Source organism: Arthrobacter sp. 08Y14 (genome assembly GCF_002929455.1).
GTDB classification, from domain to species: Bacteria; Actinomycetota; Actinomycetes; order Actinomycetales; family Micrococcaceae; genus Arthrobacter_B; species Arthrobacter_B sunyaminii.
On record NZ_PJIX01000003.1, the window covers coordinates 308,530 to 325,011 of the forward strand.

Sequence of the window (16,482 nt, forward strand, 5' to 3'; positions counted from 1 at the left end):
GGCCTGTGCCCCGTTAATCGACCGGCCATTCGTGGACAGGAGCATTGGAATGCATGTTTTCCCAGTATTTCCGGGTGAGCTCAGCCAGTGCGGCCCTGCGTTCCAGGCCCTCGCTCTCCAGCCGGCGCAGGTACGAGATCTGCCAGGAGGCCCCGTTCTGCTCGGTGCGGGCGCGTTCGCGGATAACATCCAGATAGCGCTCGATCAGCTCCTGATCCACCCCCAGTTCGCGCAGTCCCAGGGCAGCCTGAGGGACCAGATGCCTGATGACCAGTTCAGCGACGGGAATTTCGCCGATGCCGGGCCAGTAGACCGTTGCTTCCAAACCATTGCGGGCGCAGGACAGAAAGTTGTCTGCGGCGCTCTTGAAGGCGAGCCTGGTCCACAACGGCCGTTCGGCCGTGCGCAGATGCTGGACCATGCCGTAAAAGAATGCGGCGTTGGCCACCACATCAAGGACCGTAGGACCGGCGGGGAGGACCCGGTTTTCCAAGCGAAGATTGGGTGTGTGCTCGCCGGGGTCATAAATCGGCCGGTTCCACCTGTAGACCGTGCCGTTGTGCAGGCGGAGTTCCGGGAGCAGCGGCGCGCCGGCCGGGGTGGAACCTCCGCTGCTGCGCGAGAGCTCCGGAAGCAGTGCGGGAAAATACCGCACGTTCTCTTCGAAAAGATCAAAGATTGAGGTGATCCACCGTTCCCCAAACCAAACCCGGGGGCGGACGCCCTGATTGCGCATCTCCGGCGGGCGGGTATCTATGGCCTGCTTGAAGAGTTCCACGCGGGTCTCATGCCACAGGACATGTTCCATAAAGATGGGGGAGTTGGCCGCAAGGGCAATTTGCGGTGCGGCAATGATCTGGGCGGCGTTCCAGGCGGGGGCGAAGTTCTCCGGGGTCACTTCCAGATGCAGCTGCACCGAGGTGCACGCTGCTTCAGGGGCAATGTTCTTGGCATAGAAAGCCAGCGACTCCTCCCCGCGGAGATCAATATGCACGTCTTCCCCGCGGGCCTGAAGCACCGAAGTATTCAGCGCGGCGTAGCGCTTGCCGGCGCTTAGCCATTCCTTGTTCTCCAGCAGATTGGGGCGCAGCGTCGGCAGAATTCCGGTCATGAGGATTTCGGTTTTGACCTCCGCCGCCCGGGCATCAGCCCGGTTGAGCTGCATCCGCAGGCTGTCCTCAAGCTCCCTCAGGCCGGAACCGCCAATGGCCAGCGCCGGATGGTTCATTTCGATGTTGAAGGCACCGATTTCGGTCTGGAATGCGGGATCGGCAATCTGTTCCAGCACGGCTGCATTGCGCAGCGCGGGGGAGAAATCCTGATTTGTCAGGTTCAACTCCAGCTCGAGACCGATGCTGGCGGTATCAGCGAACGACGCCGTTGAGAGGTATCCGGCAAATCGGTCGAGGTTTTCAAGGAGCCGCTGGCGGTACCTCGTCCGCTGCTCCCTGCTGTACGTTTTGTTATTGACTTCGGCGCCCATCGTCTGAAGATAACCATGGGCGCCGAAGGATGTATAGCGTGGGCCGAGAGATGAGACGAATTGGCGCGGCGCGCCAAACGGCATCCCCATCCCCTTGGGGTCAGGACTGCAGCAGGCCCTTCAGGACGTTGGAAGTACGCTGCATTTCGCCGTGCTGCGCGCCCATCACAATGACAGCTCCCGAAAAGACGGGAATGCACCACTGGACAACTTTCAGCTGCCGCTGGGCTGACTGCAGTTCCTTGGAGGTGCCGGGGTTTGGCTCGGTGGCGCCGGCAGCGCCTTCTTCGGAGTACTTGTCAACCTTCCGCCCCAGCAAGCCGGCGTAGAAGGTTGCCAGTGCCCCCACAACGGTCACGGCAGTCTTATAGACGGTGAGGGTACCCACGCCGTCCTGCTTGGCAACGCGGCCTTTGTTCTCTCCGATGATGGCCAAACCGGCCAAAAAGTGGCCGATGATGGCGGCCGACTGCAGCGGAGCCCATTTTTTCCATCCCAGGCTGGAAAGCCGGGTGCGCTCCGCCGGGTCCTTGGCTTCTGCTGCGGCGCCGTTGAGGCCGACCGCCCCCATCAGCGAACCGCCAAACCAGGCGCCTGCCGTGAGGTCATGCACGGACCGGGCAAACAAATTTCCTGCCACTGGAATCTCCCTTTGATGTCGGATTTCGTACGGTCGAACCTGTCGGCTCGAAGCAGGTGTCGCCCAGGCGTTGAGCGGGCGGCGGCCATCCGGCCAGCGAATCATGCAGCCGTGAATATGCACAAGGGCAACCGCATCAAACGGTACTAAGGTGGCTTAGTTCCACTTTACTTGCCCATACTAAGTGTGCTTATGATTGGGGCAGCCAGTAGAGATGATCCCCTTCTACAGGATTCTGATTCTTCATCCATAGCGATTCAGGAGAAAGAGTGACGATGACAGACAACGTATGGCCCAAAGAAGGAAGCCACGCCGCCAGCCCCATGCAGGGCGGGTCGGCTGACACCAAGTCCGCGAAAGCGGGAGCGGCCAAAGACGAGGCTGCCGGAGTTGCCCGGGATGCTGCCGGGAGCGCTCAGCATGTAGCAGAAACCGCTAAGTCGGAAGCTGCCGGAGTTGCTTCTGAAGCAGCAGCAAGCGCCAAGGACCTTCTGAATCAGGCGCGCAGCGACCTCACAGAGCAGGCCGGCGCCCAGCAGCAGAAGGTGGCCGAAGGTCTCCGCACCATGGCGGGCGAATTGCAGTCCATGGCAGACAACTCGGACCAGTCCGGCGTGGCCACTGATCTGGTCCGTCAGGCAGCGGACCGTTCATCATCGGTCGCTTCATGGCTGGACAACCGCACTCCCGGCTCGCTGGTTGACGAGGTCAAGGGCTTCGCGCGGCAGCGTCCGGTTGCCTTCCTTGCCCTTGCCGCGGGCGCCGGTTTCCTTGCGGGCCGCATAAACAAGGGACTGAGCGCCGGAGTGCCGGATTCAGCCGCAGCACACCCGGCTGCAGGGACCCGTCCCGCCGGAACCGTCACTACCCCGGAAACGATCTACCCGCCGGAGCCCCCCGTACAGCCCACTTACGCGGCAGGCACCGGAGATGTAAATCCCGGCGGTGTTGTCGATGATGCCTTTACCACGGAACCCACCGTTCCGGCAGGATTGCCCCCGGTATCCGATGATCAGCTGCCCGGTGCCGGAAACCGCGGAACCCAGGCCAGTGATCCGTTTAGCGGTGGTCGGCACTGATGAGTACCGAAATCCCCGAACCGCCCCCCACAAAAGCCGAAAGCACCTCCCTGGGTGACCTCCTTGGCCAAGTGACCGCTGATATGTCGACCCTCATGCGCCAGGAAGTTGAGCTGGCCAAGGTTGAACTCAAGCAGTCTGCCACCAAGGCAGGCAAGGGAGCAGGCATGTTTGCCGGCGCCGCACTCGCCGGATACTTCGTCCTGCTGTTTCTGTCGATCACCCTCTGGCAGGCGCTCGGCGACCTGATCGGCCTTGGCTGGTCGGCGCTCGTCGTTGCCGTGATCTGGGCAATCGTCGCAGCCATTCTGGCCATGCGCGGCCGCACGGAAATGCGGAAGATCAAAGGCATGCCGCAGACCTCGGAGACGCTGCAGGAAATTCCCGGAACCCTGAAACCGAATGAGGACGCACGATGAGCGAAAATCCCGACGCAATACGCGCAGACATTGAAGAAACCCGCCGCCGGCTCGGAAGCAACGTGGATGCCGTGGCCGATAAGGTGACCCCGTCCCACATTGTCCAGCGACAGACGGACAAGGTGAAGGACGCGGTGTTCGGTGTGAAGGACAAAGTGATGGGAGCAGCAGATCAGATGACTGACAAAGTACAGTCCGGTACAGGTACGGCATCGGACGGCATGAGCCGCGCAGGCTCCGCAGTTGGCGATGCCCCGCACAAGCTTGCCGGCAAAGCCCAGGGCAACCCGATGGCAGCAGGACTCATTGCCTTCGGCGCCGGACTGCTGGCAGCCTCCCTTATTCCTGCCAGCGAGAAGGAACGCGTCGCTGCGGACAACCTGAAGACAGCGGCGGAGCCCCTGACCAACCAGGTTGCCGACGCGGCCAAGAACGTTGCCCAGGGACTCAAGGAGCCGGCGCAGGAAGCCATGGAAAACGTGAAGGCAACGGCCACCGAAGCGGCGCAGAACGTGCAGCAAGAGGGCCAGAGTGCTGCCGGCGACGTAAAAAACAAGGCAGCGGATGCGAAGGACAACGTTCGCGGCGCCTAATCCCTCAACCGGTGCGCAATGCACCGGACTGAAGCAGACGCACACAGCGGCCCCGCATATTTGCGGGGCCGCTGTTTCTGTGCGGGCGTTTTCCTGTGACCGGCTAGAGAGTCCTCGCCGGAGAATCGTTCGGGTAGCGCACGCCCATCTGGCTCCGGGCTTCGTCGAACAGACGCATGGAAGCCAGGGAATGCTCCCAGCTCATGGTCGGGGATTCCAGCAGGCCGGACTGGATGCAGCGGGTGACTTCCCGCAATTCGTAGGTGTACCCGTTGCCCACTTGGCGGAATCTTTCCACCCTGCGCTCACCCAGATGGGGCTGGATGGTCAGTTCCACCGGGTTGTGCAGCGGTGCGCCAGTCCGCAGCCAGCCTTTGCTCCCCGCGATGGTGCCGGTGCGGGTGTGCGCGGACACCAGGGAAGACAGTAACTGGGCCGAGGCTCCTGACCGATAGCTCAGGAGCAGGGCGTTCTGAGTATCAATGCCGTCACCGTTCACGGCGCCGACGGCTGTAACACCATCCGGAAAGCCCAGCGCTCCCGTTGCCAGCGTCAGGGGATACACGCTCAGGTCAAGCAGGGCTCCGCCGCCGGACTCGGGGTTCCAAAGCCGGCTTGCCGGGTCAGGCTGCGAGGGGAACCCCAGATCCGCCTGCACCCAGCGCACTTCCCCCAGTTCGCCGCTGGCCAGGATCTCCCAGATGCGGTTGATACACGGCAGAAAGCGCGTCCAGACCGCCTCCATGAGGAACAATCCACGGGAGGAAGCCAACGCTATGAGGTCTTCGGCTTCGCGCGCATTGATGGTGAGGGACTTTTCGCAGAGCACATGCTTTCCGCCGAGCAGCGCAGCGCGGGAGATCTCGTAGTGCTGGGCGTGCGGGGCCCCAACATAAACGACATCGACCTCCGGATCGTCGATCAGGTGGTGGTAACCCTTTCCCCGGTCATCGTCGAAGTAGGAGCGGGTGAATCCGAAACGGTCTGCAAACTCCTCCGCGGAATCCAGGTTGCGCGAACTTACGGCGTGCAGCACCGCATCTTCAAGCCTTGCGATGTCTTCAGTGACCTTCGCAGAGATGTTTCCTGTGGCAACCACGCCCCACCGGAGCACGCGGCCGGTTTTCTGAACCGGGCTGGGAGCCCCCTTGAAAACACACGGCGGCGTGGGAATGTACGGGGAATCCATGGTCCTCTTTTCCGAAGATCACCCACTGTAATCACAGACAGTGCATCAATCTAGGGGACAGCTGCCATGCAGCCGTCTCGACGGAAAAAGAGCGGCCGGCGAGGACCGGCCGCTCCGCTTCCAGCTGCGGTCAGTCCGTGTGCACTGCTTCGCGGTGCGCGGCTGCTGTCTCCACATAATGAGCCGCATTTTGGCGGACGCCGTCGTACTCCTCATCGTTCAGCTGCCTACGGACCTTGGCCGGGACTCCGGCCACCAGAGACCGGGGCGGGATGAGGGTTCCTTCCAGAACCACCGCGCCGGCCGCCACCAGCGACCCGGCGCCTACTACGGCACCGTTCATGATCGTGGCGCTCATGCCGATCAGGCAGTCGTCCTCGATGGTGCAGCCGTGAACTACGGCACTGTGGCCAACGCTGACACGCTGTCCCACGGTGGTGGGGAAGCCCGGATCCGCGTGCAGCACCACGTTGTCCTGCAGGTTGGTCCCGGCGCCTACCCGGATGGCGTTGGAATCGCCGCGGACACACACGCCGTAGAAAGCGCTGGACTCCGGCTCCATGACGACGTCGCCGATGAGCGAGGCCGTGGGGGCGAGGAAAACGGACGGATCTGCCTGCGGGGTCTTGCCCCGGAATGTGATTACGTGTGCCATGGGGCCAGCCTAGCCGTACTCAGGACGACCGGCCGCGGCGGCGGAGCCGGGGAAAGTCCTCAGTTGAAGACGATCGTGCGCTTTCCGTCCAGCAGCACCCGGTGCTCGGCATGCCACTGCACGGCCTTGGAAAGGGTCCTGCCTTCGACGTCGCTGCCCAGTGCGGCCAGCTGCGGAGCGGACCGGGAATGGTCCACGCGGATGACTTCCTGTTCGATGATGGGGCCTTCATCGAGGTCGGACGTGACGTAGTGGGCCGTTGCTCCGATGAGCTTCACGCCGCGGGCGTGGGCCTGGTGATAGGGCCGGGCGCCCTTGAAGGAGGGGAGGAAGGAATGGTGGATGTTGATGGCGCGTCCGGACAGGTCACGGCACAGCTCATTGCTGAGGATCTGCATGTAACGGGCAAGTACCACCAGTTCAATGTCGAGATCCTGTATCAGCGTACGCAGCTGGTGCTCCGCGTCCTCCTTGGTGTCCGGCGTGACCGGAATGTGGTGGAAGGGGATGCCGTAGAACGCTGCGAGCTCCGCCAGGTCCCTGTGGTTGGAGACAATGGCCGGGACGTCGATGTTCAGCGTGCCGGCGCGCTGCCGGAAGAGGAGGTCGTTGAGGCAATGGCCGGACTTGGACACCATGATGAGCGTGCGTACAGGTGCGCCGGCGGGATGCAGCTGCCAGTCCATCCCAAACGCGGCGGCCACCGGGGCAAGTGCTTCCCGGACCTGCGCCTCGGTTCCGGGGGCCGTGAAGTCCACGCGCATGAAGAAAGAGCCTGTTTCCGGGCTGCCGTACTGCTGGGATTCCGTAATGTTTCCGCCGGCAGCCACCAGGCCGCCGGAGACGGCATGGACAATGCCTGGCTGGTCGGGGCAGGACAGGGTGAGGGTAAACGCGGACGCGCCGGGAATCATGTCAGCGGCGGGGGCGGCGGAAGAATCAGTCACGGAATCAAGGTTACCCGTCCGGGGAGGGCTCGCTTAGGCTAAGGAAATGGACGTAACCTTCATGCCGCTTTCCGATAAGGACGCTGAGGAGCTGGTCAAGTTCCTGACCACCAACAGCTTTCCCTATCACCGCATTACTGCACCATCCGAGGAACTGGTCCGGCAGCTGATCCTGGAGGGTCGGTTTGATGCCGACGGCGTCTGCACCTATTGGGTATTTGGCGACAACCAGCGCCTCGGACTGGTCATTCTGGAGCGGCTGGAAAGCCAGTGTCCCACCTTCGACCTTCGCCTGGTGGAAGAAGCCCGGGGACAGGGCAGCGGCGTTCCCGTGCTGCAGGCCCTGACTGATCTGGTTTTTACGGACAGGCCCGGCTCCCACCGTTTTGCGGGGCGGACGCGGGAAGACAACATAGCCATGCGCAAGACCTTCCTCCGGTCCGGCTTCCTTAAGGAAGCGCACTACCGGGAGGACTGGCCGCTGGATGACGGGCAGTGGGTTGCCTCCGTCACCTATGCGGTGCTGCGCCGTGACTGGGAGCGGGGAACCATGACGGAGTTCGTCTGGGAGGACGTGGACCAGCCCTGAAGGGCGGCCAGCGCAGCGAGCGCCGCTGCCCGCCCGGCCCGGGTGGCACCGAGCGTTGAGGCAGACTCTCCGTAACCGACCAGGAACAACTGGGGGAGTCTCACCACTCGGGGACCATCCATGCGGATGCCGCCGCCCAGTTCGCGCAGATGCAGGGACGCCAGATGGCCCAGGGACGCGCGGAACCCGGTGGCCCAGAGGATCACATCCGCAGCCGCGGTGCTGCCGTCCTCAAATACGGCGCCCGCCGGGGTGAGCCGGACCAGGGGGCCCCGTGAGATGAGGACGCCGTCGTCAATCCCCTTCTGGTACTGGGCCGTGAGGTGCAGCCCAGTTGCGGCCACCACGCTGAGCGGGGGCAGCCCGGCGCGGGTGCGCTCGCTGACGGCACGCTCGACGCCGCGTCCCCACTCGGCGTCGAAGGGGCGGCGCGTGAATTCGGGCGGCCGGCGCGTGGACCATGCGGTTTGGGCGCCGGCCTCATGGAGCTGGAGAAGGAACTGCAGGGCAGAGGTGCCGCCGCCCACCACCAGGACGCGGCGGCCGGCAAAGTCCGCTGCGCTGCGAAAGTCGCGGGTGTGCAGCTGAATCCCGCGGAAGTCCTGCTGCCCGGGATAGGCGGGCCAATACGGTTTGTCCCAGGTTCCGGTGGCGTTGATGACAAACCGGGCCAGCCATACGCCGCTGTCCGTGGTTATCCTCAGCCGGTTCCCTGCCGTACGTGAAACCTTCCGGACCCGCACCGGCCGCTGCACGCGGAGCCCAAATTCGGCTTCGTAGGCGCCGTAATACCTGGTTACCACGGACGACGCCGGCTCCCGGGGATCGGGGGTGCCCAGGGGAAAGCGCGGCAGGTCATGGATGCCGTGGGCGGAACCCAGTGTGAGCGAATCCCAGCGGTGCCGCCATGCGCCGCCGGGCCCTTCATTGGCGTCCAGCACGACAAAGCCGGATTCCGGGATAAGGCCCCGGCGTGCAAGGTAATACGCTGCGCTCAGGCCAGCCTGCCCGGCACCGATCACCGCCACGTCAACTTCGCGGTCCGCCACCATCACATCCCCTCCTGAAGGGAAAACCCTGCATGTTTCTACCTCCAACCGCTTCCTTGCCCGTGCTATTCCTCAGTTGCCCAGCCGCCGCCGATACCGAGGAAACATTCGGCCGCGCAGGAGCAGGGTCCGCTACGATGGTTAGGTCGCAACTGGCGTTAGGTGGGTCACCACCAGGGAGCGGCACAGCAGCACAGACCACGGATCGCACGCCTGGGCCGAAGGTCAAGCCTTCATCTGTTGTCATGCCCGAACTGTTTTTTCGAACAGAGGCCGGGGGTGCCCGGCAGATAGCCTGACCCATAGAACCCCCTTCCCCAGGAGATCCTTGTGAGACTATCCACCCAGCCCGTCACGGACGCCAAGCTGTCCGACGTCGATCCGGAAATTGCCGCCGTCCTCAACGATGAACTGGCACGTCAGCGCAACACCCTGGAAATGATCGCCTCGGAGAACTTTGCTCCGCGGTCCGTCCTCGAGGCTCAGGGGTCTGTCCTGACCAACAAGTACGCCGAGGGGTACCCCGGCCGCCGTTACTACGGCGGGTGTGAACATGTGGACGTGGCGGAAAACCTGGCCATCGAGCGGGTAAAGGCCCTGTTCGGCGCCGAGTTCGCCAACGTCCAGCCCCATTCCGGTGCGCAGGCCAACGCTGCGGCGCTGGCTGCGCTCCTTCAGCCGGGTGACAAGCTCATGGGCCTGAACCTGGCCCACGGCGGGCACCTGACCCACGGCATGAAACTGAACTTCTCGGGCAAGCTTTATGAAGTGGCAGCCTACGGAGTGGATGAACAAACCTACCGGGTGGACATGGACAAGGTCCGTGAACAGGCTCTGGCCGAACGGCCGCAGGTCCTCATTGCCGGTTGGTCTGCATACCCGCGCCAGCTGGACTTCGATGCCTTCCGCTCCATTGCCGATGAGGTTGGCGCCTACCTGTGGACGGATATGGCGCACTTCGCCGGCCTGGTGGCCGCGGGCCTGCACCCGAACCCGGTGCCGGCGTCCGACGTCGTGACCTCCACCGTGCACAAGACCCTCGCCGGCCCGCGCTCGGGGATGATCCTGGCCAAGGAGCAGTACGGCAAGAAGCTGAACTCCAGTGTGTTCCCGGGCCAGCAGGGCGGACCGCTGATGCACGTCATCGCCGCCAAGGCCGTGGCGTTTCGGATCGCCGGTTCCGAGGAATTCCGCGAACGCCAGGAGCGCGTGCTGGAAGGAGCCCGGATCATTGCCGAGCGGCTGAACGCACCCGACGTCGCGGAGCACGGAGTCTCAGTGCTCACCGGCGGCACCGATGTGCATTTGATTCTGGTGGATCTGCGCCACTCGGCGCTGGACGGCAAGCAGGCGGAGGACCTCCTGCACTCGGTGGGCATCACGGTGAACCGCAACTCCGTGCCGTTCGATCCCCGCCCGCCCATGGTCACCTCCGGTCTGCGGATCGGCACGCCGGCGCTGGCCACCCGCGGCTTTGGTGCCAATGAGTTCACTGAGGTGGGAGAAATTATTGCCGCTGCACTGAAACCGGCCCCGGAGGTCGAAGCGCTGCGGGCACGGGTTACCGCGCTCGCCGAAAATTTCCCGCTGTATCCCGGACAGGAAGAGTGGTAACGAACATGGAGAAGGGCAACAACATGGAAGGTTCCGTCACGGAAACCCCCGAGAATGACAGCGTCAACCTGGGATGGGAGAAGAAGGAGCGAACCGATTTCGGCACCCCGGTGGCCGCACAGATCCTCGACGGGCGCAAGGCCGCGCGGGAGATCAAGGATGAACTCGCGCAGCGCGTGCAGGTGCTCAAGGATGAGCACGGGATCACCCCCGGGCTGGGGACTGTGCTGGTGGGCGATGACCCCGCCAGCCACTCCTATGTGGGCGGCAAGCACAAGGACTGTGCCCAGGTGGGCATCAACTCCATCCGCCGCGACCTGCCCGCCGACATCAGCCAGGCGGACCTGGAAAAGGTCATCGACGAACTGAATGAGGATCCGTCCACCACCGGTTACATTGTGCAGCTGCCGCTGCCGGCACACATCGACACGAACGCCATCCTGGAACGCATCAGTCCGGAAAAGGACGCTGACGGCCTGCACCCGGTGAACCTCGGCCGGCTGGTCCTGAACGTGAGCGAACCGATGACGTCGCCGCTGCCCTGCACTCCGCACGGAATCGTGCAGCTGCTTGTGCGCAACGGAATTTCCCTGACCGGCAAGAAGGTCCTGGTCGTGGGCCGCGGCGTCACAGTGGGCCGCCCGCTGGGGCTGCTGCTCACGCGCCGCCCGATCAACGCCACGGTAACCCTCGCGCACACCGGAACATTGGATCTGTTCGAGCACCTGCGCGAGGCCGACGTGGTGGTGGCCGCTGCCGGGTTCCCGGAAATGATCAAGGCCGAGGACCTCAAGCCCGGCGCCATTGTGCTGGATGTTGGGGTCACCCGGGTCACCGACCCGGACACCGGCAAGACCACCCTCACCGGCGATGTGGAGAAGGCGGCCGCCGACGTCGCGTCCTGGATTTCACCGAACCCCGGGGGAGTGGGACCGATGACCCGGGCCATGCTGCTGTCCAACGTAGTGGAGGCCGCGGAGCGCGCAGCAGGCATTCTCGCCTAACTGTTCCTCGGGTCGGGGCTGGTGCACTAGGCTGTTCCAGTGCCGCAGATCACATCAGCCCCGACTGTCCCCAAGACCGCCTCCTCCACCGTCATTTCGGCCCGGAACCTCCGCAAGACCTACGGCGATTTTAATGCCGTGGACGGCATCAGCTTTGACGTCCCGGCGGGGGAGTCCTTTGGACTTCTCGGCCCCAACGGTGCCGGCAAGTCCACCACCATGAAAATGATCGGCGGCGTGTCATCGCGCACCTCCGGGGACCTCACCGTCATGGGGCTGGACCCGGACCGGTTCGGGCCCGAGGTGCGCGCCCACCTGGGGGTGGTGCCGCAGCAGGACAACCTCGATGAAGACCTTCGCGTGCGCGAGAACCTCCTGGCCTACGGCCGCTACTTCGGCCTGCCCAAGAGTTACCTGGGTCCCAAGGCTGACGAGCTGCTGGAATTCGCCCAGCTGACGGACAAGGCCAAGGACCGGATTGAATCCCTCTCCGGCGGCATGAAGCGGCGGCTGACCATCGCCCGGTCACTGATCAATGATCCAAAGATCCTCCTGCTGGATGAGCCCACCACCGGGCTTGACCCGCAGGCGCGCCATATCCTCTGGGACCGGCTGTTCCGGCTCAAGGAAGCAGGGGTCACGCTGATCCTGACCACCCATTACATGGATGAGGCGGAACAGCTCTGCGACCGCCTGGTGGTGGTGGACAAGGGGAAAATCATGGCGGAAGGATCTCCTGCTGCCCTGATCCGAGAGCACTCCACGAGGGAAGTACTGGAACTGCGCTTTGGCTCCGATCGCAACACCACGGTGGCAGGCGAACTGCAGGGAATCGGCAGCCGGATCGAAACCCTTCCGGACCGCGTCCTGATTTACGCCGACGACGGCGAGGCCGCCCTGGAAGCGGTCAGCGCCCGCGGGCTGCAACCCATCACTTCGCTGGTGCGCCGCTCGTCCCTGGAAGACGTGTTCCTCCGGCTGACCGGCAGGAGCCTCATTGACTGAGCACCAGCTATCAGGCGCCCCGGTGGGGGATGCAGAGGCAAACCGGCATGCCGTGCTGGGGCTGCGCTCGCCGCTGACACCGGAGCAGACCGCGTCCCGGACCCGCCGCTTTGGCGCCATCTACTACGCCGAGCACTGGATCCGGCGCATGCGCGGCTACGGGTGGACCGTGCTCATGACGGCGGTGGGCACCCCGCTGGTGTACCTCTTCGGTATGGGCGTGGGGCTGGCGTCGCTGGTGGACACCGGCGACGCGGCGTTCGACGCCGGCGACGGGACCACGGTCTCCTACCTCGTTTTCGTGGCTCCGGCCCTGCTGGCCACCGCCGCCATCATGGTGGCGGCCGAAGAAAACACCTACATGGTGATGGGTGGCTTCAAATGGCACCGCACCTACTACGGTCCCAATGCCTCGCCGCTTTCCAGTAATCAGCTGGTGGACGGACACCTGATCGGTTTCTCGGTCCGGATGCTGATCACCACCGCCCCGTACTTTCTCTTCCTGCTGCTCTTCGGTGCTGTCGAGCAGCCGGGGACGGCCTGGCTCATGATTTTCACCGCAGCTCTTGGCGGTGTGGCCTTCGGCATGCCGTTGATGGCCTACAGTGCGTCACTGGAGGAGGACAAGGGGCAGTTCGCCATGGTGCAGCGCTTCATCGTGATGCCGCTGTTCCTGTTTTCCGGCACGTTTTTTCCGCTGGAGTCCCTGCCCGGAGCCATCCGCTGGATCGGTTGGATTTCCCCGCTGTGGCACTCCACCGAGCTCGGCCGGATCCTCAGCTACGGCTACGCCGAGGTTCCGGCACTCACAGTGGTCCATGTGGCGTATCTGCTGCTTCTCGGTTTTGTCGGCTGGGTCCTGGCACGCCGGAACTTCACCCGGAGGCTGGGAAAATGAGTATGGAACACACGACGACGGCGCCGCGTCTGGCCCCCGCACAGCTGGACCCTAAGGGGCGTTTCCTGGGGTCACTCTATGCAAGGAACATCCGTGCAGTCTTCGCCCGCGGGCTGAAGGCCACGTGGGGCAGCAACTATGCCGTCATGATCAGCGGGTTCGTGGAACCGGTGCTCTACCTGGTGGCGATGGGCATCGGACTTGGCTCCCTGATCGGCACCGTGGCCGGACCCGGCGGTGAACAGATCGGCTACGCCAACTACATCGCCCCGGCGCTGCTGGCCGTGTCCGCGATGAACGGTGCGGTCTATGACTCCACCATGAACGTGTTCTTCAAGTTGAATTACGCAAAGCTCTACGAAGGCATGCTCGCCACCTCGCTGGGCCCGCTCGACGTCGCCCTCGGCGAAATCCTGCTTGCCCTGCTGCGCGGTGCCATGTACGCCACCGGCTTCACGGCCGTCATGGCAGCCATGGGGCTGGTGACCACTCCCTGGGCGCTGCTGATGATTCCAGCCGCCGTGGTGGTGGCCTTCGGGTTCGCCTCCTTCGGCATGGCAATCACCAGCTACATGAAGACCTTCCAGCAGCTGGAGTGGGTGAACTTTGTCATGCTGCCCATGTTCCTGTTCTCGGCGACCTTCTATCCGCTGAGCGTGTACCCGCAGGGCCTCCAGTGGGTCATCCAGGCGATGCCGCTGTGGCACGGAGTGGAAATGATGAGGCAGCTCAGCGTTGGCATGCTCACCTGGGCCACCGCGGGCCACCTGCTGTACTTCGTCGTGATGATCGCGCTGGGACTGGTGGTGACTACCGGGCGTCTTCGGGCCCTGTTCCTGAAGTAGCCCCTCCCGGAGACCTCTCCAGATCCTGCCATGCGGACCGGAAGATCCGTTCGGTGCCGCGGTCAAAGAGCACAAATTCCACCGCTCGCACGGACCGGGCCGGAAAGTCCCGGACGGTTCGGAGGCCGATGTCCGCTACGACGGCAGCGTCCCAGCCGTACACCCCGGCGCTGACTGCGGGAAAGGCCACGGTTTCAGCCCCGAGTTCCTCGGCGATTTCGAGAGAGCACCGGAAGCATGATGCCAGCAGTGCGGGGTCGGTCTGTCCCGCACGGGCATTAGGTCCCACGGTATGGATGACCCAGCGGGACGGCAGATCAAAGCCGGGGGTGGCCACGGCGTCTCCGGCGGGAAGACCCTGCGCATAGGCCTCGGACCGCAGCTCCCGGCAGGCCGCCAGCAGGCCCGGTCCCGCAGCACGGTGGATGGCGCCGTCCACGCCGCCGCCGCCCAGCAGGGAGGAATTGGCCGCATTCACGATGGCGTCTGCCGTGCTGTCCGTGATGTCTCCGGTGGAGATAGTGATCTGCATGCGGCCAGTCTGGCACTGCGCCCGCCCTCCCGCCAGTTCGCCGGGAACAGATGCCTGCCCGCTCGGGGACCTTCCGCATCGGCAGGCGGGACAGGATCATGGAACCGAAGGACGGACCGGGATCAGTACAACCGGATCCACACCAGCGTGAGGCCCGGCGGCGCCGGGAACAACGGGAGGAGTTCCAATGGCTGATCAGTTTGAGGGAAGGACTGCCCTGGTGACAGGGGCGGGTTCGGGAATCGGGCGGGCAGCGGCCGTGGCGCTCGCGGCGGAAGGCGCGAACGTCGTCGTCAATGACCTGGACCTGGAGGCGGCGCAGGACGTGGTGAACTCGATTCTGGAATCGGGCGGCACCGCCGTCCCCTCGGTTGGCGATGTTGGATCCGCCGAAGACGTAAAGGGCGCCGTGGAAACCGCGGTCAGCGAGTTCGGCGGCCTGCACCTTGCCTTCAACAACGCCGGTATCAGCGGGCCGTTGGGGCTGCTGACCGATATCGACCTGGAGGGCTACCGCCGGGTCATCGATGTGAACCTCAACTCCGTGTTCTACGGGATGTATTACCAAATCCCAGAAATGCAGAAGGCCGGGGGAGGCGCCATCGTGAACATGTCCTCCATCCTGGGTGTGGTTGGTTCAGCCACCGCCGTTCCCTATGTGACGGCCAAGCACGGCGTCACCGGCATGACACGGGCGGCAGCCCTGGGATACGCCAACCAGGGCATCCGGGTGAACTCGGTGCATCCGGGCTACATTGACACTGCGCTCCTGGCAAACCTGCCTGAGGAGGTCTATGCCTCGCTGGTGGGGCTGCATCCGGCGGGCAGGCTCGGCACTGCCGAGGAGGTGGCGCAGGTGGTCCTTTTCCTGCTCTCAGACAAGGCAGCCTTTGTGACGGGCGCCCAGTACGCCGTGGACGGCGCGTACACCACCCAATAGGAAGGAACGCAATGATCGGCTCATGGCACGCGACAGTGATTGACTGCCCCAACCCTGATTCGCTGGCCTCCTTTTACGAATCCCTTCTGGGCATGATCCGCGTAGAACATGAAGATGACGGCTCATGGGTGACCATCGGGGATGCCCCGGACCGCCCGGCGCTCGCCTTCCAGCAGGTCTCCGGTTATACCCCGCCGCAGTGGCCGGGGCAGGACAATCCGCAGCAGCTGCACCTGGACGTCCGGGTGCCTGACCTGGATCTCGCCGAAGCCCAGGTCCTTGCGCTGGGGGCAACCAGCATGGACAGCGGGAGCGCATCCTTCCGGGTGTTTCTCGACCCCGCCGGACATCCGTTCTGCCTCGTGGCCTGGTAACCGGGTCCGCTGCCGGTTTCGCCGGAGGAGGACGGTTTAACGGCTTCGGTCCCGAGTTTGAGACAATGAAGCCATGCAGTCGCTTCCTCACGGCAACAAGCCGCAGCCCTCGTCCAAGCCCCGCCGCGGGGTGAGCCAGAAAATGGCATCCTACGGCATGACCCTGATGCTGTTCGTTTTCCTGGTTGCCGTCTTGTTCGCGGCCAATGAGAACGACGTCGTTGGCTGGATTGTGGCCATTATTTCGCTGTTTTGGCTGTGCCTGTTCACGGTTGTGGTCTTCAGCGTCCGCGGAGCCGCCCGCAAGGCCGGCGCGAAGCTGGCCGAGGCACAGGACACCCTCAACCGGGCCGCCGGCGGAACGCCGAGTGTGCAGGTCATTGACGAGGCCACCACCGTCCGGGACCAGAAACTGGACCACAGCTTCAAGATCGTCCAGGTGCAGGCCCGCGTCATCCGCGAGAACCTGGGCAAAGATGAGGACCAGGTGAGCCGCGCCCTGGAGACCATCGAAATCACCTCCCACAACGCCCGTTCCATGATCAAGAAGGACGACAGCGGTCCGGTGGAAGGCACCCTGGTGGACTGACGCCCCGGACCCGGGGAACCGGAACCGCTGCGCGGACG

At 64.1% G+C, this 16,482-nt stretch carries 19 protein-coding genes; 12 read left to right on the forward strand and 7 right to left on the reverse strand.

The genetic code is table 11. The features are described 5' to 3' along the window. Positions 1 to 13: 13 nt before the first annotated feature. The gene (locus CXR03_RS13860) at positions 14 to 1,483 is read right to left on the reverse strand and encodes a glutamate--cysteine ligase (RefSeq protein ID WP_104104353.1); all 1,470 of its coding nucleotides are present in this window, start codon (positions 1,481 to 1,483) and stop codon (positions 14 to 16) included. A gap of 100 nt (positions 1,484 to 1,583) precedes the next feature. Further along, on the reverse strand, positions 1,584 to 2,123 hold the full coding sequence (locus CXR03_RS13865; protein ID WP_104104354.1) for a hypothetical protein: 540 nt from the start codon (positions 2,121 to 2,123) through the stop codon (positions 1,584 to 1,586). Positions 2,124 to 2,398: 275 nt separating this feature from the next. Between CXR03_RS13865 and CXR03_RS18325 the strand changes: the two genes are divergently transcribed. Genes CXR03_RS18325 through CXR03_RS13880 form a run of 3 tightly spaced genes read left to right on the forward strand, consistent with a single transcriptional unit; the run spans position 2,399 to position 4,214 of the window. Then, entirely contained in the window at positions 2,399 to 3,202 is an 804-nt protein-coding gene (locus tag CXR03_RS18325) for a hypothetical protein (RefSeq protein WP_181034617.1), read from the forward strand. Further along, positions 3,202 to 3,621 (forward strand): phage holin family protein, encoded by a 420-nt coding sequence (locus tag CXR03_RS13875; RefSeq protein WP_104104355.1) that lies wholly within the window; start codon positions 3,202 to 3,204, stop codon positions 3,619 to 3,621. Before CXR03_RS18325 ends, CXR03_RS13875 begins: the two co-directional genes overlap by 1 nt. Beyond that, a complete protein-coding gene (locus CXR03_RS13880) occupies positions 3,618 to 4,214 on the forward strand; it encodes a DUF3618 domain-containing protein (protein WP_104055133.1) in 597 nt (198 codons plus the stop codon). The genes CXR03_RS13875 and CXR03_RS13880 overlap by 4 nt, the downstream gene beginning before the upstream one ends. 103 nt (positions 4,215 to 4,317) lie before the next feature. Here the strand turns inward: CXR03_RS13880 and CXR03_RS13885 are convergent, their stop codons facing one another. The 3 genes from CXR03_RS13885 to purU form a co-directional block, all read right to left on the reverse strand. After that, positions 4,318 to 5,403, reverse strand: coding sequence for a Gfo/Idh/MocA family protein (locus CXR03_RS13885; protein ID WP_104104356.1), 1,086 nt, complete (start codon positions 5,401 to 5,403; stop codon positions 4,318 to 4,320). Between the two features lie 130 nt (positions 5,404 to 5,533). Further along, positions 5,534 to 6,058 (reverse strand): gamma carbonic anhydrase family protein, encoded by a 525-nt coding sequence (locus CXR03_RS13890; protein WP_104104357.1) that lies wholly within the window; start codon positions 6,056 to 6,058, stop codon positions 5,534 to 5,536. Positions 6,059 to 6,117: 59 nt separating this feature from the next. Then, a complete protein-coding gene (purU, locus tag CXR03_RS13895; protein ID WP_104104676.1) occupies positions 6,118 to 6,972 on the reverse strand; it encodes a formyltetrahydrofolate deformylase in 855 nt (284 codons plus the stop codon). A 79-nt stretch (positions 6,973 to 7,051) separates the two neighbouring features. Between purU and CXR03_RS13900 the strand changes: the two genes are divergently transcribed. After that, the gene (locus CXR03_RS13900) at positions 7,052 to 7,594 is read left to right on the forward strand and encodes a GNAT family N-acetyltransferase (protein ID WP_104104358.1); all 543 of its coding nucleotides are present in this window, start codon (positions 7,052 to 7,054) and stop codon (positions 7,592 to 7,594) included. Here the strand turns inward: CXR03_RS13900 and CXR03_RS13905 are convergent. Beyond that, positions 7,519 to 8,646: an FAD-dependent oxidoreductase gene (locus CXR03_RS13905; RefSeq protein ID WP_104104359.1), complete on the reverse strand. Its 1,128-nt coding sequence runs from the start codon at positions 8,644 to 8,646 to the stop codon at positions 7,519 to 7,521. The genes CXR03_RS13900 and CXR03_RS13905 overlap by 76 nt on opposite strands. Before the next feature lie 321 nt (positions 8,647 to 8,967). Between CXR03_RS13905 and glyA the strand changes: the two genes are divergently transcribed. From glyA to CXR03_RS13930, 5 genes are all read left to right on the forward strand, one after another. Further along, on the forward strand, positions 8,968 to 10,257 hold the full coding sequence (gene glyA, locus CXR03_RS13910; RefSeq protein WP_104104360.1) for a serine hydroxymethyltransferase: 1,290 nt from the start codon (positions 8,968 to 8,970) through the stop codon (positions 10,255 to 10,257). A gap of 110 nt (positions 10,258 to 10,367) precedes the next feature. Then, positions 10,368 to 11,261: a bifunctional methylenetetrahydrofolate dehydrogenase/methenyltetrahydrofolate cyclohydrolase gene (locus CXR03_RS13915; protein ID WP_258073695.1), complete on the forward strand. Its 894-nt coding sequence runs from the start codon at positions 10,368 to 10,370 to the stop codon at positions 11,259 to 11,261. 39 nt (positions 11,262 to 11,300) lie between these two features. Further along, entirely contained in the window at positions 11,301 to 12,266 is a 966-nt protein-coding gene (locus tag CXR03_RS13920) for an ABC transporter ATP-binding protein (protein ID WP_104104361.1), read from the forward strand. After that, entirely contained in the window at positions 12,259 to 13,164 is a 906-nt protein-coding gene (locus tag CXR03_RS13925) for an ABC transporter permease (protein WP_104104362.1), read from the forward strand. The genes CXR03_RS13920 and CXR03_RS13925 overlap by 8 nt, the downstream gene beginning before the upstream one ends. Continuing rightward, entirely contained in the window at positions 13,161 to 14,009 is an 849-nt protein-coding gene (locus CXR03_RS13930) for an ABC transporter permease (RefSeq protein ID WP_258073656.1), read from the forward strand. The genes CXR03_RS13925 and CXR03_RS13930 overlap by 4 nt, the downstream gene beginning before the upstream one ends. Here CXR03_RS13930 and CXR03_RS13935 read toward each other — a convergent pair. After that, a complete protein-coding gene (locus CXR03_RS13935; protein WP_104104364.1) occupies positions 13,975 to 14,541 on the reverse strand; it encodes an O-acetyl-ADP-ribose deacetylase in 567 nt (188 codons plus the stop codon). The genes CXR03_RS13930 and CXR03_RS13935 overlap by 35 nt on opposite strands. Positions 14,542 to 14,728: 187 nt before the next feature. Between CXR03_RS13935 and CXR03_RS13940 the strand changes: the two genes are divergently transcribed. The 3 genes from CXR03_RS13940 to CXR03_RS13950 all read left to right on the forward strand — a co-directional run bounded on the left by CXR03_RS13940 (position 14,729) and on the right by CXR03_RS13950 (position 16,444). Then, a complete protein-coding gene (locus CXR03_RS13940) occupies positions 14,729 to 15,481 on the forward strand; it encodes an SDR family NAD(P)-dependent oxidoreductase (protein WP_104104365.1) in 753 nt (250 codons plus the stop codon). Positions 15,482 to 15,492: 11 nt separating this feature from the next. Continuing rightward, positions 15,493 to 15,855 carry a VOC family protein gene (locus CXR03_RS13945; RefSeq protein WP_104055144.1) on the forward strand — a complete coding sequence of 121 codons (363 nt, stop codon included), beginning with the start codon at positions 15,493 to 15,495 and terminating at the stop codon, positions 15,853 to 15,855. 73 nt (positions 15,856 to 15,928) lie between these two features. Next, positions 15,929 to 16,444, forward strand: coding sequence for a hypothetical protein (locus CXR03_RS13950; protein WP_104055145.1), 516 nt, complete (start codon positions 15,929 to 15,931; stop codon positions 16,442 to 16,444). The last annotated feature ends 38 nt before the right edge of the window (positions 16,445 to 16,482 follow it).

Coding starts and splice junctions, on each gene's coding strand:
- CXR03_RS13930 (WP_258073656.1), top strand. CDS start 13,161: ATGAGTATGGAACACACGACGACGGCGCCGCGTCTGGCCCCCGCACAG.
- CXR03_RS13950 (WP_104055145.1), top strand. CDS start 15,929: ATGCAGTCGCTTCCTCACGGCAACAAGCCGCAGCCCTCGTCCAAGCCC.
- CXR03_RS18325 (WP_181034617.1), top strand. CDS start 2,399: ATGACAGACAACGTATGGCCCAAAGAAGGAAGCCACGCCGCCAGCCCC.
- CXR03_RS13885 (WP_104104356.1), bottom strand. CDS start 5,403: ATGGATTCCCCGTACATTCCCACGCCGCCGTGTGTTTTCAAGGGGGCT.
- CXR03_RS13905 (WP_104104359.1), bottom strand. CDS start 8,646: ATGGTGGCGGACCGCGAAGTTGACGTGGCGGTGATCGGTGCCGGGCAG.
- CXR03_RS13890 (WP_104104357.1), bottom strand. CDS start 6,058: ATGGCACACGTAATCACATTCCGGGGCAAGACCCCGCAGGCAGATCCG.
- CXR03_RS13860 (WP_104104353.1), bottom strand. CDS start 1,483: ATGGGCGCCGAAGTCAATAACAAAACGTACAGCAGGGAGCAGCGGACG.
- CXR03_RS13945 (WP_104055144.1), top strand. CDS start 15,493: ATGATCGGCTCATGGCACGCGACAGTGATTGACTGCCCCAACCCTGAT.
- purU (WP_104104676.1), bottom strand. CDS start 6,972: ATGATTCCCGGCGCGTCCGCGTTTACCCTCACCCTGTCCTGCCCCGAC.
- CXR03_RS13900 (WP_104104358.1), top strand. CDS start 7,052: ATGGACGTAACCTTCATGCCGCTTTCCGATAAGGACGCTGAGGAGCTG.
- CXR03_RS13940 (WP_104104365.1), top strand. CDS start 14,729: ATGGCTGATCAGTTTGAGGGAAGGACTGCCCTGGTGACAGGGGCGGGT.
- CXR03_RS13875 (WP_104104355.1), top strand. CDS start 3,202: ATGAGTACCGAAATCCCCGAACCGCCCCCCACAAAAGCCGAAAGCACC.
- CXR03_RS13935 (WP_104104364.1), bottom strand. CDS start 14,541: ATGCAGATCACTATCTCCACCGGAGACATCACGGACAGCACGGCAGAC.
- CXR03_RS13880 (WP_104055133.1), top strand. CDS start 3,618: ATGAGCGAAAATCCCGACGCAATACGCGCAGACATTGAAGAAACCCGC.